This is a genomic window from Sphingomonas sp. PvP055 (assembly GCF_040546365.1).
GTDB lineage: Bacteria > Pseudomonadota > Alphaproteobacteria > Sphingomonadales > Sphingomonadaceae > Sphingomonas > Sphingomonas echinoides_A.
In genome coordinates, this window is record NZ_JBEPNS010000001.1 from 1,908,579 (window position 1) to 1,922,137 (window position 13,559).

Consider the following 13,559-nt stretch of genomic DNA (forward strand, 5'->3'; position numbering starts at 1 on the left):
CTCTCCCTCGCGTCGCTTCGCTCGCTTGCCCTCTCCCCGCGAGCGGGGAGAGGGAGAACACTCACGCCGCCGCGCGCTTTCCACCCAGGTAATCGATCAAACTCGCCAGCGTCACGCGCAGGTCGCGGCGGTGCTTCACCATGTCGATCATCCCGTGTTCGAGCAGATATTCCGCCCGCTGGAAGCCATCCGGCAATTTCTCGCGAATCGTCTGTTCGATCACGCGCTGGCCGGCAAAGCCGATCAGCGCACCCGGCTCGGCGATCTGCACGTCACCAAGCATCGCATAGCTTGCGGTGACGCCGCCCGTGGTCGGATCGGTCAGCACGACGATGTACGGGAGCCCCGCATCGTGCAGCATCTGGATCGCCACGGTCGCGCGCGGCATCTGCATCAGGCTGAGAATACCCTCCTGCATCCGCGCGCCGCCAGCGGCGGTGAAGATGATGTACGGGCAGTCGTCCTTGATCGCGGTCTCGACCCCGCGCACGAACGCCTCACCGACCGCAAGACCCATGGATCCACCCATGAACGCAAAGTCCTGTACGCCGATGACCGCGCGGCGACCCTCGATCGTACCGCGCGCGGTGATCAGCGCGTCGCCTTCGGACGTGGCAGCACGCGCCGCCTTGATCCGGTCCGCATAGCGCTTGGTATCGCGGAACTTGAGCGGGTCATCGGGGACCTTCGGCAGCGGCACGATCGTGTAGGAGCCTGCGTCGAAGACATATTGGAAGCGCAGGATCGGCCCAATCCGCTCATGATGGTCGCAGTGCGGACAGACGTAGAGATTGTCCTCCAACTCTTTTACGAACACCATTTGTCCGCAGCCCTTGCACTTGTGCCAGAGCGTGTCGGGCGTCTCCTTCTTGATCGGGACGACGAGCGAGAGCGCGTTGCGGACGCTGGTGAGCCAGGTCATGCAGGGATTCCTTCGCGGGCGGCGTGGATCGCCGTCGACAGGGATTGAATGTAGGTGCGCACCGCGTCCGGCGCAGCGGCGCCATGCTGCGCGACCAGCTCGACGATCGCCGAGCCGACGACGACGCCGTCGGCAACCTTGGCGATGGCGGCGGCCTGATCGGGAGTACGGACGCCGAAGCCGACCGCGATCGGCAAGTCGGTCGACGCCTTCAACCGGGCGACCGCGGACTCGATCGAAGCCTGTGCGGCCTGTTGCAGTCCGGTAATTCCGGCGACCGATACGTAATAGACGAAGCCGCTCGCGCCATCGAGCACCGCGGGCAAGCGCGCCGCGTCGGTCGTTGGGGTCGCAAGGCGGATCGGGTCGATTCCCGCCGCACGGAGGGCTGGGCCAAGCTCGGCGTCTTCCTCGGGCGGAATGTCGACGCAAATAATGCCGTCGACGCCCGCATCCTTGGCGGCGGCGGCGAACCAGTCGCCGCCGCGGATCGTCATCGGGTTGGCATAGCCCATCAGCACCAGCGGCGTATCCGGGTGCCGGGCGCGGAACGCCTTCGCAATCCCGAGGATGTCCGCGGTCCGCGTGCCCGCGAGCAGGCTGCGGATGTTCGCCGCCTGGATCGCGGGGCCATCCGCCATCGGGTCGGTGAACGGCATGCCAAGCTCGATCACGTCCGCGCCGCCCTCGACGATCGCGTCGAGGATCGCGCCGGTGGCGGCGGGGGTGGGGTCACCCGCGGTGACGAATGCGACGAGCGCGGGGTGGCCTTTGGCAAACGCAGCGGAAAGGCGGCTCATCGTCCCGTTCTCCAGTTGCCGAAGAGGTTGCTCGCCGCACCCGCGATCGCGCCGATCTTGGCGGAATCGAGCGCGCGCGGGACATGCAAGGTCCAGCGTTGCACATCGATGCCGAACGCACTGACTTCGCGCACGATCAGCGCGACGACCGCCCCCACCACGGCAGCGGTGACGACGTCCGAAAGACCGCCCCCCCGCGCGCTCATATCGCCACGCCCAGCGCTTCGGCGACGGTGAAGATGTCCTTGTCGCCACGCCCGCACAGGTTGGCGAGGATGATCTGGTCGCGGTCCATCTCACGCGCCCGCTTGGCGACGGCGGCGATCGCGTGCGCCGGTTCGAGCGCGGGGATGATGCCCTCGGTCCGGCACAGCAGCTGGAACGCGTCCAGCGCCTCGGTATCGGTGATCGCCGTATACTCGACCCGGCCGATCTCATGCAGCCAGCTATGCTCCGGCCCGATGCCGGGATAGTCCAGCCCGGCCGAGATCGAATGCGCCTCGGTGATCTGGCCATCCTCGTCCTGCAACAGATAGGTCTTGTTGCCGTGGAGGATCCCCGGCGCACCGCCTGCCAGCGACGCCGCATGTTCCTTGTCGAGCCCACGACCTGCCGCTTCGACGCCAAGCATCTTCACGTCGGCATCGTCGAGGAAGGGGTGGAACAGACCGATCGCGTTCGATCCGCCACCGATCGCGGCGACGAGAAGATCAGGAAGCCGATCGATCCGCGACAGCATCTGCGCGCGCGCTTCCTTGCCGATCACGCTCTGGAAATCGCGCACCATCTCGGGATAGGGGTGCGGCCCTGCGGCGGTGCCGATGATGTAGAAGGTGTCGTGGACGTTGGCGACCCAGTCGCGCATGCCCTCGTTCATCGCATCCTTCAGCGAATGCGACCCGCTCGTTACCGGGCGGACTTCCGCACCGAGCAGCTTCATGCGGAACACGTTGGGCGCCTGCCGCGCGATGTCCTTGGCGCCCATGTAGATCACGCACGGCAAGCCAAAGCGCGCGCAGACCGTCGCGGTGGCGACGCCATGCTGCCCCGCGCCGGTTTCGGCGATGATGCGGGTCTTGCCCATGCGCATCGCGAGCAGGATCTGCCCGATGCAATTGTTGATCTTGTGCGCGCCGGTATGGTTGAGTTCGTCGCGCTTGAACCACACTTGCGCGCCCTTTCCGTCGGGCGCGGATTCGCGCAGCGTCTCGGTCAGGCGTTCGGCGTAGTAAAGCGGGCTCGGGCGGCCGACATAATGTTCGAGCAGATCGTCGAACTGCGCCTGGAACGCGGGGTCCGCCTTCGCCGCGCGATACGCCTGGTCGAGCTCGAGCACGAGCGGCATCAGCGTTTCGGCGACGTAGCGGCCACCGAACTGGCCGAAATGCCCGTTGTCGTCGGGTTGCTGGCGCAGGCTGTTGGCCTGCGCGAGCGGCGGTGTGGTTTCGGAGGGAAGGTTCATCGCGCCAGCGTTTAGCAGGATGCGGGCGCGTTCCAAGGGGCTTTGCCGCGCGTCGCATGCAACGGCGTCACCGTTTGTATCGGTCCTCCGGGCCGTTGAAGCGGACGCGCGTCAGCCGGGTCGGTTCGCACGGCTTGGCCGATCGAACACGAGGAACAGCACCAACCCGACCCCGCCGAACGCCGCGCCGATCAGGCTGGTCAGCGCCCAGCCTCCCGCCGCCACGCTGGCGCTGCCGATCACCGAGCCGGTCGCGCCGAACAGGAAGACGATCGTCATATACGCCGCATTGATCCGCCCGCCCGCGCTCGCATCCAGCCCGAAGATGATTCGCTGGCCGGAGATCTGGTTGAGTTGCACCGCGGCGTCGATCAGGACCGCGCTGACGGCGAAGGCGATCACGCTACCCGCGGCGACGACCATGTCGGACCCGAGGAACGACAGCGTCAGCAACATCAGGCCCCCGAACGTCGCCCGGCGTGCCAGCCCGCGGTCCGCGAGCCATCCGGCGACAGGCGCGATCAACGCGCCGCCCGCGCCCGCCAGCGCGAACAGCGCGATACCGTTCGGCCCGAGCCCGAATCGCTGAGTCAGCACGATCGGCGCGGCAGTCCAGAACATGTTGAACGCGATGAACAGCAATGCCTGATACGCCGCGCGCAACCGCAATACGGGATACAGTCGCAGCAGCTCGACCGACGACGCCAGCAGCGCGCGGTAGCGCAGCGTGCTGTCGGGCCGCCGCGCCGGGAGCATCGTCAGCAACGCGATCCCGACCAGCGCGGTGATTCCGGCGGAAACGAAGAACATCGCGCGCCACCCCGCCAACCCGGCGACGAAACTGGCAACCGGTCGCGCGAGCATGATTCCGGTGAGCAGGCCGCTCATCACCAGCCCGATCGTGCGCCCCTGCCGCGCCTGGCTGCTAAGCTTCGCCGCAAGCGGCACCAGCACCTGTACCCCGACCGAGCAGACACCCGTCATCAGCGCTGCAGCAAGAAACATCTCGGGTCCCCGCGCCAGCGCGATGCCAAGCGAACCGAGCACCGCGCCCGCGGTCGAGATCAGGATCAGGCGCTTGTTCTCGACCAGATCCGAAAGCGGCACGATGAAGGCGAGGCCCAGCCCATATCCCAGTTGCGTCAACGTCACGATTGCCCCCGCCAGCCCGGCGGACAGGCCGATATCGGGGCCGATCTGTTCGATCAGCGTTTGTGCATAATAGAGGTTCGCGACCATCGCACCGCAGGCGATCGCCATCAGCATCGTGACGGCAGGCGAAAGATCGTGCTTGTCGGTTTGGGTCATCGCATCGCGAAAGCCCGTCAATGTGCCAAATAGCAAGAGGTGAGCGGACGAATCGGCCTTGGCGGGGGAATGCCGCGTTGCAGTCGCCAATGCGGCTGGGTATCACGCCGCCAAACATTCCCGTGGAGGAGCCTAATCATGACGCCAGCCGTCCAAGCCATTCTCGACAAGTACGAATCGGACAGCCCCGCGACCAAGGCGAACCTTGGTCGCATCCTCATGCAGGGCAAGCTCGGCGGGACCGGCAAGCTCGTCATCCTGCCCGTCGACCAGGGTTTCGAACATGGCCCGGCGCGCAGCTTCGCCGTCAATCCTGCGGCATACGACCCGCATTACCATTATCAGCTGGCGATCGATGCCGGGCTTTCGGCCTATGCCGCACCGCTCGGCATGCTCGAAGCAGGCGCGGGCACCTTTGCAGGGCAGATCCCGACGATCCTCAAGGTCAACAGCTCGAACAGCTGGGCGCAAGGTGCCAATCAGGCCGTCACCGGTTCGGTCGAGGATGCGGTGCGGCTCGGCTGCGCGGCGATCGGCTTCACGATCTATCCGGGGTCGGACGATCTGTTCGACATGATCGGCCAGATTCGCGAAATGTCGGCGGAGGCAAAGTCGGTCGGCATCGCGACCGTCATCTGGTCCTATCCGCGTGGCGGCGTCCTGCCCAAGTCGGGCGAGCTCGCGCTCGACGTCGGGGCCTATGCCGCGCACATGGCGGCATTGCTCGGCGCACACATCATCAAGGTGAAACTGCCGAGCGATCACATCGAGCAGAAGGAAGCCAAGCCGATGTACGAGGGCACCGACTGGTCGAACCAGGCGGACCGCGTGAAACATGTCGTGCAGGCGAGCTTCGCGGGTCGCCGCATCGTCGTCTTCTCGGGTGGCGCGGCCAAGGGCGCGGACGCGGTGTATCAGGACGCGCGCGACATCCTCGCCGGTGGCGGCAACGGCTCGATCATCGGGCGCAACACCTTCCAGCGTCCGCGCGACGAAGCCCTCGAAATGCTCGCCAAGATCATCGCGATCTACAAGGGCGAGGCGTAAATCGCACGGGCACGCCTGTCATCGCGACCTTGGTCCGATGACAGGCGTGCTTCTAGAGCTACGCCAGACGCGTGTGCCCGAACATACCGCGGCTTTCCATGCCGCGATCGTGGCGCTATCGGCAGCGGATGGACATTGAAGACCCGCTCGGCCCGCTCGACCCCAATTTCGGTGCGCAATTCCAGCGCGACTACCGACGCCCCCCATGCCAGCTGTATCTCGTGTCGCCGCTCGACGTCGGCGGCGGGTTCCCCGATCGCCTGAAGCGCGCGCTCGAGGCGGGGCCGATCGCGGCGTTCCAGTTCCGCGTAAAGGACGTCGATCAGCATGCCGCCGCCGCGCTCGCCGAGCCGCTGCAGCGAATCTGCGCGGACGCCGACGTCGCCTTCATCGTCAACGATAGCATCGCGCTGGCAAAGCGGCTTGGCGCGGATGGCGTGCATCTCGGACAGGACGACGGGGATCCGCAGGAAGCGCGCAGTGAACTCGGCGCCGCAGCGCAAATCGGCGTCACGTGTCACGCCAGCCGCCATCTCGCGATGGAAGCGGGCGAGGCGGGGGCGGACTATGTCGCGTTCGGCGCTTTCCACCCGACCGTCACCAAGGCGACCGAGCATGTTGCCGATCCCGTGCTGCTCAGCTGGTGGTCGACCGTGTTCGAAATCCCCTGTGTCGCGATCGGCGGAATCACCCCGGTCAACGCGCCGCCGCTGGTCGCTGCGGGGGCGGACTTTCTCGCGGTGTCGCATGCGGTGTGGGGCGGCGATGAAGCGGCGGCAGTGCAGGCGTTTGGGGCGGTGCTGGCGCGCTAGCGGCGCGGCTCCGGCCTCGTCCGATCGCGACGCAGCCGTCGCGACGGGTGGATCACCAGTGGCGGACGCGTCCGGTATCGACATGGACGAATCCGTCGCGCGGATAATAGCCGACGCCCCCGCCGCCCAGCGCCAGCGCCGCGCCGCGAAGGCGGTCGAGCGATACGCCCGGCACCACGATGTCGGTCGCCTTGCCCAGCATATGCTGGCTCATGTGCGCGACGCCGGTATGTTTGCCGCCGTTTGACCGCAGTTTGGCGTTGGTCTTGGGCGACCGATAGCCGGAAATCAGATCGATCTTGCGATTGCCACCAAGGTCGAGCTTTTGGCGGAGCGAAACGAGCAACGCGAGCAGGCGTCGGTCCATGCCGATCGTCTCGCCGGTCCGCCAGTCGCGCAGCCCGTGATTGAGCTCGGCAAGTCCGGCGGCGAGGAACCGCCCCGAACGGGCGAAGACGGCGTCGACCGTCTCGTTGGTGTGGACGTTGCGGATCGCCAGACGCCATTCGATACCCTTCGCCATGGCGGGCAAGGGGAGGGCCAGCGCCGCGCCACCAGCGATGGCGCGGCCGAGCATTGCGCGTCGCGAAAGGAGCGACTGACATTTCGTATTCGTAACGGAGCCAAGTGGGCGATCTGTCGTTATGTCCATGCATTGCATGTAGGGGACTGAAACCGTGCTAAAAACCTTCGCCGGCTTGGCTTGTCTGGTCTTGACCCCGGTTGGTCTCATGAGTGCCACGGCGGCGGGAACAAATGCGCCGCAGTCCAATCCCGCCGCACAGACGTCGCTCGACCGTTCCGTCCTCCACGCGCAAGTGATTCTGGACCATCTCGGGTTCTCGCCGGGCGTCCTCGACGGGCGCGAGGGCAAATCGCTCGTCGCCGCGCTCAACGGTTTCCAGGAAGCACAGGGTCTGCCCATCACGGGGAAGCTCGATCAGAAGACGTTGCGTGCGCTGTATCCGCACCGCGCGTTTCGCCCGATCCAGCGGATCACGTTGACCGACCAGATCCTTGCCGGTCCCTATACCAATCCGTTCCCCAAGGATCCCGCACTCCAGTCGAAACTGCCCGCGCTCGGGTACAAGAGCGTGATGGAGAAACTCGGGGAGATGTTCCACACCACGCCGGCGGTGCTGATCGAACTCAACAGCCCCGATACCAAGCTGACCGCCGGAACGGAGATCGTCGTTCCCAATGCGATCACGACACAGCGCGCCTACGATCCAAAACTGCCCGAGGCGTGGCGCAAGACGCTGAGCGACCTCAACGTCGACTCGACTCAGCCAGTCGGCGCCAAGATCGTCGTGTCCAAGTCCAAAGAAGTGCTGCGGGTGCTCGACAAGGACGGCAAGCTTGTCGCGCAGTTCATGGCAACAATGGGCAGCACGCACGATCCGCTTCCGATCGGGACGTGGAAGGTGAAGGGCGCGTCGTATAATCCCGAGTTCCACTTCAACCCGGATCTGTTCTGGGACGCGAAGAAAAGCGCCAAGCAGGCCTTGCTTCCTCCGGGGCCGAACGGTCCGGTCGGGGTCGTGTGGCTCGATCTGTCCAAGCCGCATTATGGCATCCACGGCACGCCATCGCCCGAGACGATCGGGCGCGCGGAAAGCCACGGTTGCATCCGCCTGACCAACTGGGACGCTGCGCGACTCGCGTTGATGATCAAGCCCGGCACGCCAGCCGTGTTCCAGAGCTGATCGGACGTCGGCATGCGGCGGATCGGTTTCGTCATGCTCGGACTGCTGGTTGCGGTCGTCGGGCTTTGGATTGCTGCCCTGGTGTTCTTGCCGGATGCGCCCGCCGGATCGTCCGGCGCGGCGCGAACTCCGCTCGAGCGACTTCGGCTCGCAGTGCGCTGGCAGCCCCAGCCGGTGGATATCGGCGCTGGTCGCGGGCCGGCGATCTTGCTCGGCATGCCTGTCTCCGGGGTCGCGCGGAACGCGCTTCGCGACTCCTGGGGCGAAGCGCGGGATGACGGAACGCGGGCACATCACGGCACCGATGTGATGGCACCCGCGAATACTCCGGTTGTTGCGGCGGCGCCGGGGGTCGTCGAGAAGCTATGGAACAGCGAAGCCGGCGGGACCACCGTATACGTCCGGTCGCCGGCGCGGACGTGGACGCATTATTATGCCCATCTCTCGGGCTATGCCCCCGGATTGCACGAAGGCCAGACGATCGCTGCGGGCGAGCTGCTGGGGTATGTCGGCGATACCGGCAACGCGGGGGCAGGGAATTATCACTTGCATTTCGGCCTGACACGGACCGATCCTGCGCAGCATTGGTACGAGGGAACAGACGTCGATCCGTTCCCCTATCTTGCCGGGAAGCCGCTGCCCGGCTAAGGCCTCGCGCCACGGTGCCTCGAAAAGAGGCGCCCCTTGGCTCTTTGCAACGCAGGCTCACCCCATGAAGATCAACGCGGTCGAAATCCGTCCCGGCAACATTCTCGAATATGAAGGCGGCATCTGGCGTGCGGTGAAGATCCAGCACACCCAGCCCGGCAAGGGCGGCGCCTATATGCAGGTCGAGCTGAAGAACCTCATCGACGGTCGCAAGAACAACGTCCGCTTCCGCTCGGCCGAGAGCCTCGAGAAGGTCCGGCTCGACACGGTCGACTTCCAGTTCCTGTTCCGCGAGGGCGACACGCTGACCTTCATGGACAAGGTCAATTACGAGCAGATCTCGCTCGACGCGGACATCCTTGGCGATGCTGCGGCGTTCCTGCAGGACGGCATGGATGTCGTGATGGAATTGTGGGAGGAGCGCCCGATCTCGGTCCAGCTCCCCGACACGATCGAGGCGCTGATCGTCGAGGCGGATGCCGTAGTGAAGGGGCAGACCGCCTCGTCGAGCTACAAGCCCGCGATCCTCGAGAATGGCGTCCGCGTGATGGTCCCGCCGCATATCGGCGCTGGGACGCGGATCGTCGTCGACGTTTACGAACAGACCTATGTGAAGCGCGCCGAGTAATGCTTCTCCCTCTCCCCGCTTGCGGGGAGAGGGTGGCCGAGCGAAGCGAGGACGGGAGAGGGGCAGTATCGTAGCGTACCGCACTGTACTGCCCCTCTCCCCGACCCTCTCCCCGCAAGCGGGGAGAGGGAGAAGAAAGAAAAAGATATGCCCTCCCATTCCGGTCTGATGACCGTCATCGATCGTGCCGCGCGCAAGGCCGGTCCGCGCCTGCGCCGCGATTTCAATGAGGTCCAGCAGCTCCAGGTCAGCCGCAAGGGCCCCGCCGACTTCGTGACGATCGCCGATCAGCGTGCCGAACAGACGCTGTACGAGGAATTGTCGCGCGCCCGCCCCGACTGGGGATTCCTGATGGAAGAGCGCGGCGAAGTCGCAGGCGACCCCAACAAGCCGCGCTTCATCGTCGATCCGCTCGATGGCACGACCAACTTCCTCCACGGCATCCCGCACTTCGCGATCTCGATCGCGGTCGAGGAGCCAATGCCCAATGGCAAGCGCGAGATCACCTCGGCGATGGTTTATCAGCCAATCACCGACGAAGCGTTCTGGGCCGAGAAGGGCCGGGGCGCATGGGTGCAGGAGCAGCGGCTGCGCGTGTCGGCCCGTCGTGACCTCGCCGACTCGCTGATCGCGACCGGCATTCCGTTCCTCGGCCACGGCAATTTCGCCGAATGGTCGCGCATCTTCGGCGCGATCGCACCGGAAGTGGCCGGCATCCGGCGGATGGGGTCGGCGGCGCTCGATCTCGCCTGGGTCGCGGCAGGGCGGTACGACGGTTATTGGGAATCGGGCCTCAAGCCATGGGACGCAGCCGCAGGCCTGTTGCTCGTCAAGGAAGCGGGCGGATTCATCACCGACTTCCGCGGTGGCGAGAAGATGATGGAACGCAGCGAATTCCTGGCCGCGAACGACGGGCTCCAGACGCGACTCCATAAATTGCTGGCGGGCGCTCTGCGGTAAGGGGTGGGGGCGACGCTGCCCCCACGTTCCGGCATCCCCGCGAAGGCGGGGATCCATGGTGACTGGCCTCGGTCAACCTTTCTGCCGTGGCGTCAACGGATTCCCGCCTTTGCGGGGATGCCGCAAGGGGGCGGGGGCGCGCGGGCCGCACGCGCCTACCAACACCGCCCGCCAAATCCCTGTTGCGATTCATTCTCACGCCCGCAACCCTTGCCCCTATTAGCCCATGGTCCTAAAGCCCTCGGCATCCCTTCGCACATGCGAGAACACCCTTGGTTGACCTGTCACAATATCTGCCGATCCTGCTGTTCCTCGGCGTCGCGCTCGTGCTTTCCAGCGCGTTCGTGTTCCTGCCGATGGTCGTTGCGCGCCTGACCGGCGCGCACAAACCGACTGCCGAAAAACTCTCCGAATATGAATGCGGCTTCCCCGCGTTCGAGGATCCGCGCAGCCAGTTCGACGTGCGCTTCTACCTCGTCGCGATCCTGTTCATCATTTTCGATCTCGAAGCGGCGTTCTTGTATCCATGGGCGGTCAGCGTGTTCCAGCTCGGCTGGGTCGCGTGGGGATCGATGATGCTGTTTATTGCCGAACTCGCGCTCGGCCTTGTTTACGCGTGGAAGAAGGGAGCTCTCGAATGGGAGTAGAACTCACTCATCCGACGACTGGCCTGCCGGGCCAGGACCTGGTCCAGCCCGACGCCGCGTTCTTCAACGATCTGAACGGCGAACTGGGCGACAAGGGTTTCCTCGTCACCTCGACCGAGGATCTGTTCCAGTGGGCGCGCACGGGTTCGCTGTGGTGGATGACCTTCGGGCTCGCGTGCTGCGCGGTCGAGATGATCCACGTCAACATGCCGCGTTACGATCTCGAGCGCTTCGGTGCCGCGCCGCGCGCGTCCCCGCGTCAGTCGGACGTGATGATCGTCGCGGGCACGCTCTGCAACAAAATGGCGCCTGCACTTCGCAAGGTCTATGACCAGATGTCGGAGCCGAAGTACGTCATTTCGATGGGCTCGTGCGCCAATGGCGGCGGCTATTATCACTACAGCTACTCGGTCGTGCGCGGTTGTGACCGGATCGTGCCCGTGGACATCTACGTCCCCGGTTGCCCGCCGACCGCTGAAGCGTTGCTGTATGGGATCATGCAGCTGCAACGGAAGATCCGTCGCGTCGGGACGATCGAACGATGAGGGCGCCGGCTCCTGCCTATCGCGCCAATGACGGCGTGATCGATGCGGCAACCGCCGCGCTCGGTGGTCACCTGCTGCATTCGCTGGATGCGGTCGGCGAAGTTGCGTTGCATGTCGATCGGGACTCGCTGGTCGAGACGATGGTCGCGCTGCGCGATACGCCCGGTCTCGAATATCAGCAGCTGATGGAAATCGCCGGTGTCGATTATCCCGATCGCGGGATCGATCGGTTCGAGGTCGTCTATTGCCTGCTCTCGCTGACGCGCAACCACCGCATTCGTGTGCATGTGCAGACGGACGACGAGAAGCCGGTGCCATCGGTAACGGGCATCTGGCCGGTCGCCGGCTGGCTCGAGCGCGAAGTGTACGACATGTACGGTGTGTTGTTCTCTGGCAATTCCGATCTGCGCCGCATTCTCACGGATTACGGTTTCCGCGGGCATCCGCAGCGTAAGGACTTCCCGCTGACCGGCTATGTCGAACTGCGCTACTCGGAAGAGGCAAAGCGCGTGGTCTATGAGCCCGTCGCGCTTGCGCAGGATTTCCGCACGTTCGATTTCATGAGCCCATGGGAAGGCGCCGAATACGTCCTTCCGGGTGACGAGAAGGCGAAGGTGCCCGAAGCCAAGGGCGCGCCGACGCCGCTCAAGGCCGACGAGATCGTCAAGGCGGATGCCCCGAAAAGCCCCGTCTCCGGCGCGACCGAGCCCAAGGCGACCGAGAACACCACGCAGTCGGGTGCGGGCAAGCCCGGCCCGGGTGCGGGCGAGAAGCCAGCCAATCCGGATGTCGTTCCCTCCACCAAGGGGCAGAACCAGTGACCGAGTATCTCGACCAGCTCGAACATCGCTACGACGGGGAAAACCCGGAAGTCGGCGACGTCGAAATCCAGAATTACACGATCAACTTCGGTCCGCAGCATCCGGCAGCCCACGGCGTTTTGCGCCTCGTGATGGAGCTTGACGGCGAGATCGTCGAGCGTGTCGATCCGCACGTTGGGCTGCTGCATCGCGGCACCGAGAAGCTGATCGAATACAAGACTTACATGCAGGCGCTGCCGTATTTCGACCGGCTCGATTACTGCTCGCCGCTGTGCATGGAGCACAGTTATGTGCTCGCGATCGAGAAGCTGCTCGATCTCGAAGTGCCGATCCGCGCGCAGTATCTCCGCGTGCTGTTCGCCGAACTGACGCGCATTTCGAATCACATGCTCAACCTCGGGTCGCACGTCATGGACGTCGGCGCGATGACGCCGAACCTGTGGCTGTTCGAAATCCGCGAGGATTGCATGAACTTCTTCGAGCGGGTCTCGGGCGCGCGGATGCACAGCGCATACTTCCGCCCGGGCGGCGTCCATCAGGACGCCCCGCTCAAGCTGCTCGCCGATCTGGCCGACTGGCTCGACACGCGCCTGCCGCGTCTGTTCGAGGATGCGATTTCGCTCGTCGCGGACAACCGCATCTTCAAGCAGCGCAACGTCGATATCGCCACGGTTAGCCGTGACGATGCGATCAAGTGGGGCTTCTCCGGCCCGATGATCCGCGGCTCCGGCATCGCCTGGGATCTGCGCAAGTCGCAGCCGTATGACGTGTACGCCAAGATGGACTTCGACGTGCCGGTCGGCACGCGCGGCGATTGCTATGACCGGTTCATGGTGCGCGTCGAGGAAGTCCGCCAGTCCGCACGGATCATGAAGCAGTGCCTGCGCGACATGCCCGAGGGGCCGATCGCGTCGCTCGACCGCAAGGTCGTGCCGCCCAAGCGCGCCGAGATGAAGCGCTCGATGGAAGCGCTGATCCATCACTTCAAGCTGTACACCGAAGGCTTCCACGTGCCCGCCGGCGACGTCTATGTCGCGACCGAAAGCCCGAAGGGCGAGTTCGGCGTGTATCTGGTCGCGGATGGCACGAACAAGCCGTACCGTTGCAAGATCCGCCCGACGGCGTTCTCGCATCTGCAGGCGATGGACTTCATGTCGAAGGGCCACATGCTCGCCGACACCACCGCGATCCTGGGGGCGATGGACATCGTGTTCGGGGAGTGTGACCGGTGACCGGCAAGCTGGCAACCGCAC

At 65.1% G+C, this 13,559-nt stretch carries 16 protein-coding genes; 10 read left to right on the plus strand and 6 right to left on the minus strand.

All coding sequences use genetic code 11. The features are described 5' to 3' along the window. Positions 1 to 61: 61 nt before the first annotated feature. The 5 genes from accD to ABIC16_RS09235 form a co-directional block, all read right to left on the minus strand. Complete coding sequence (gene accD, locus ABIC16_RS09215; protein WP_354290845.1) at positions 62 to 922, minus strand: acetyl-CoA carboxylase, carboxyltransferase subunit beta; 861 nt, start codon at positions 920 to 922, stop codon at positions 62 to 64. Further along, positions 919 to 1,722: a tryptophan synthase subunit alpha gene (gene trpA, locus ABIC16_RS09220; protein ID WP_354290846.1), complete on the minus strand. Its 804-nt coding sequence runs from the start codon at positions 1,720 to 1,722 to the stop codon at positions 919 to 921. Before trpA ends, accD begins: the two co-directional genes overlap by 4 nt. Next, positions 1,719 to 1,928 carry a hypothetical protein gene (locus ABIC16_RS09225; protein WP_277969923.1) on the minus strand — a complete coding sequence of 70 codons (210 nt, stop codon included), beginning with the start codon at positions 1,926 to 1,928 and terminating at the stop codon, positions 1,719 to 1,721. The genes trpA and ABIC16_RS09225 overlap by 4 nt, the downstream gene beginning before the upstream one ends. Next, positions 1,925 to 3,184: a tryptophan synthase subunit beta gene (gene trpB, locus ABIC16_RS09230; RefSeq protein ID WP_277969924.1), complete on the minus strand. Its 1,260-nt coding sequence runs from the start codon at positions 3,182 to 3,184 to the stop codon at positions 1,925 to 1,927. The genes ABIC16_RS09225 and trpB overlap by 4 nt, the downstream gene beginning before the upstream one ends. Positions 3,185 to 3,295: 111 nt before the next feature. Beyond that, positions 3,296 to 4,492, minus strand: coding sequence for an MFS transporter (locus ABIC16_RS09235; protein WP_354290847.1), 1,197 nt, complete (start codon positions 4,490 to 4,492; stop codon positions 3,296 to 3,298). Positions 4,493 to 4,630: 138 nt separating this feature from the next. Between ABIC16_RS09235 and ABIC16_RS09240 the strand changes: the two genes are divergently transcribed. Further along, on the plus strand, positions 4,631 to 5,539 hold the full coding sequence (locus ABIC16_RS09240; protein WP_354290848.1) for a class I fructose-bisphosphate aldolase: 909 nt from the start codon (positions 4,631 to 4,633) through the stop codon (positions 5,537 to 5,539). 128 nt (positions 5,540 to 5,667) lie between these two features. Next, entirely contained in the window at positions 5,668 to 6,351 is a 684-nt protein-coding gene (thiE, locus tag ABIC16_RS09245) for a thiamine phosphate synthase (RefSeq protein WP_354290849.1), read from the plus strand. A 52-nt stretch (positions 6,352 to 6,403) separates the two neighbouring features. Here thiE and ABIC16_RS09250 read toward each other — a convergent pair whose 3' ends face one another. Next, positions 6,404 to 6,928, minus strand: coding sequence for a YcbK family protein (locus ABIC16_RS09250; RefSeq protein WP_354290850.1), 525 nt, complete (start codon positions 6,926 to 6,928; stop codon positions 6,404 to 6,406). A gap of 154 nt (positions 6,929 to 7,082) precedes the next feature. On the opposite strand from ABIC16_RS09250, the gene ABIC16_RS09255 reads away from it, so the two are divergent. The 8 genes from ABIC16_RS09255 to ABIC16_RS09290 all read left to right on the plus strand — a co-directional run bounded on the left by ABIC16_RS09255 (position 7,083) and on the right by ABIC16_RS09290 (position 13,538). Continuing rightward, positions 7,083 to 8,057: a L,D-transpeptidase family protein gene (locus tag ABIC16_RS09255; protein ID WP_354290851.1), complete on the plus strand. Its 975-nt coding sequence runs from the start codon at positions 7,083 to 7,085 to the stop codon at positions 8,055 to 8,057. 12 nt (positions 8,058 to 8,069) lie between these two features. Continuing rightward, complete coding sequence (locus ABIC16_RS09260; protein WP_354290852.1) at positions 8,070 to 8,705, plus strand: M23 family metallopeptidase; 636 nt, start codon at positions 8,070 to 8,072, stop codon at positions 8,703 to 8,705. Positions 8,706 to 8,769: 64 nt separating this feature from the next. Further along, the gene (efp, locus tag ABIC16_RS09265; RefSeq protein WP_277969929.1) at positions 8,770 to 9,333 is read left to right on the plus strand and encodes an elongation factor P; all 564 of its coding nucleotides are present in this window, start codon (positions 8,770 to 8,772) and stop codon (positions 9,331 to 9,333) included. Between the two features lie 147 nt (positions 9,334 to 9,480). After that, complete coding sequence (locus ABIC16_RS09270; RefSeq protein WP_354290853.1) at positions 9,481 to 10,293, plus strand: inositol monophosphatase family protein; 813 nt, start codon at positions 9,481 to 9,483, stop codon at positions 10,291 to 10,293. Between the two features lie 272 nt (positions 10,294 to 10,565). Next, entirely contained in the window at positions 10,566 to 10,940 is a 375-nt protein-coding gene (gene ndhC, locus ABIC16_RS09275) for an NADH-quinone oxidoreductase subunit A (RefSeq protein ID WP_277969931.1), read from the plus strand. Next, positions 10,931 to 11,485 carry a NuoB/complex I 20 kDa subunit family protein gene (locus ABIC16_RS09280; RefSeq protein WP_277969932.1) on the plus strand — a complete coding sequence of 185 codons (555 nt, stop codon included), beginning with the start codon at positions 10,931 to 10,933 and terminating at the stop codon, positions 11,483 to 11,485. The genes ndhC and ABIC16_RS09280 overlap by 10 nt, the downstream gene beginning before the upstream one ends. Further along, the gene (locus ABIC16_RS09285) at positions 11,482 to 12,306 is read left to right on the plus strand and encodes an NADH-quinone oxidoreductase subunit C (protein ID WP_277969933.1); all 825 of its coding nucleotides are present in this window, start codon (positions 11,482 to 11,484) and stop codon (positions 12,304 to 12,306) included. Before ABIC16_RS09280 ends, ABIC16_RS09285 begins: the two co-directional genes overlap by 4 nt. Beyond that, positions 12,303 to 13,538, plus strand: a complete 1,236-nt coding sequence (locus tag ABIC16_RS09290; RefSeq protein ID WP_277969934.1) for an NADH-quinone oxidoreductase subunit D — start codon at positions 12,303 to 12,305, stop codon at positions 13,536 to 13,538. Before ABIC16_RS09285 ends, ABIC16_RS09290 begins: the two co-directional genes overlap by 4 nt. The last annotated feature ends 21 nt before the right edge of the window (positions 13,539 to 13,559 follow it).

Coding starts and splice junctions, on each gene's coding strand:
- accD (WP_354290845.1), bottom strand. CDS start 922: ATGACCTGGCTCACCAGCGTCCGCAACGCGCTCTCGCTCGTCGTCCCG.
- trpA (WP_354290846.1), bottom strand. CDS start 1,722: ATGAGCCGCCTTTCCGCTGCGTTTGCCAAAGGCCACCCCGCGCTCGTC.
- ABIC16_RS09225 (WP_277969923.1), bottom strand. CDS start 1,928: ATGAGCGCGCGGGGGGGCGGTCTTTCGGACGTCGTCACCGCTGCCGTG.
- trpB (WP_277969924.1), bottom strand. CDS start 3,184: ATGAACCTTCCCTCCGAAACCACACCGCCGCTCGCGCAGGCCAACAGC.
- ABIC16_RS09235 (WP_354290847.1), bottom strand. CDS start 4,492: ATGACCCAAACCGACAAGCACGATCTTTCGCCTGCCGTCACGATGCTG.
- ABIC16_RS09240 (WP_354290848.1), top strand. CDS start 4,631: ATGACGCCAGCCGTCCAAGCCATTCTCGACAAGTACGAATCGGACAGC.
- thiE (WP_354290849.1), top strand. CDS start 5,668: ATGGACATTGAAGACCCGCTCGGCCCGCTCGACCCCAATTTCGGTGCG.
- ABIC16_RS09250 (WP_354290850.1), bottom strand. CDS start 6,928: ATGCTCGGCCGCGCCATCGCTGGTGGCGCGGCGCTGGCCCTCCCCTTG.
- ABIC16_RS09255 (WP_354290851.1), top strand. CDS start 7,083: ATGAGTGCCACGGCGGCGGGAACAAATGCGCCGCAGTCCAATCCCGCC.
- ABIC16_RS09260 (WP_354290852.1), top strand. CDS start 8,070: ATGCGGCGGATCGGTTTCGTCATGCTCGGACTGCTGGTTGCGGTCGTC.
- efp (WP_277969929.1), top strand. CDS start 8,770: ATGAAGATCAACGCGGTCGAAATCCGTCCCGGCAACATTCTCGAATAT.
- ABIC16_RS09270 (WP_354290853.1), top strand. CDS start 9,481: ATGCCCTCCCATTCCGGTCTGATGACCGTCATCGATCGTGCCGCGCGC.
- ABIC16_RS09280 (WP_277969932.1), top strand. CDS start 10,931: ATGGGAGTAGAACTCACTCATCCGACGACTGGCCTGCCGGGCCAGGAC.
- ABIC16_RS09285 (WP_277969933.1), top strand. CDS start 11,482: ATGAGGGCGCCGGCTCCTGCCTATCGCGCCAATGACGGCGTGATCGAT.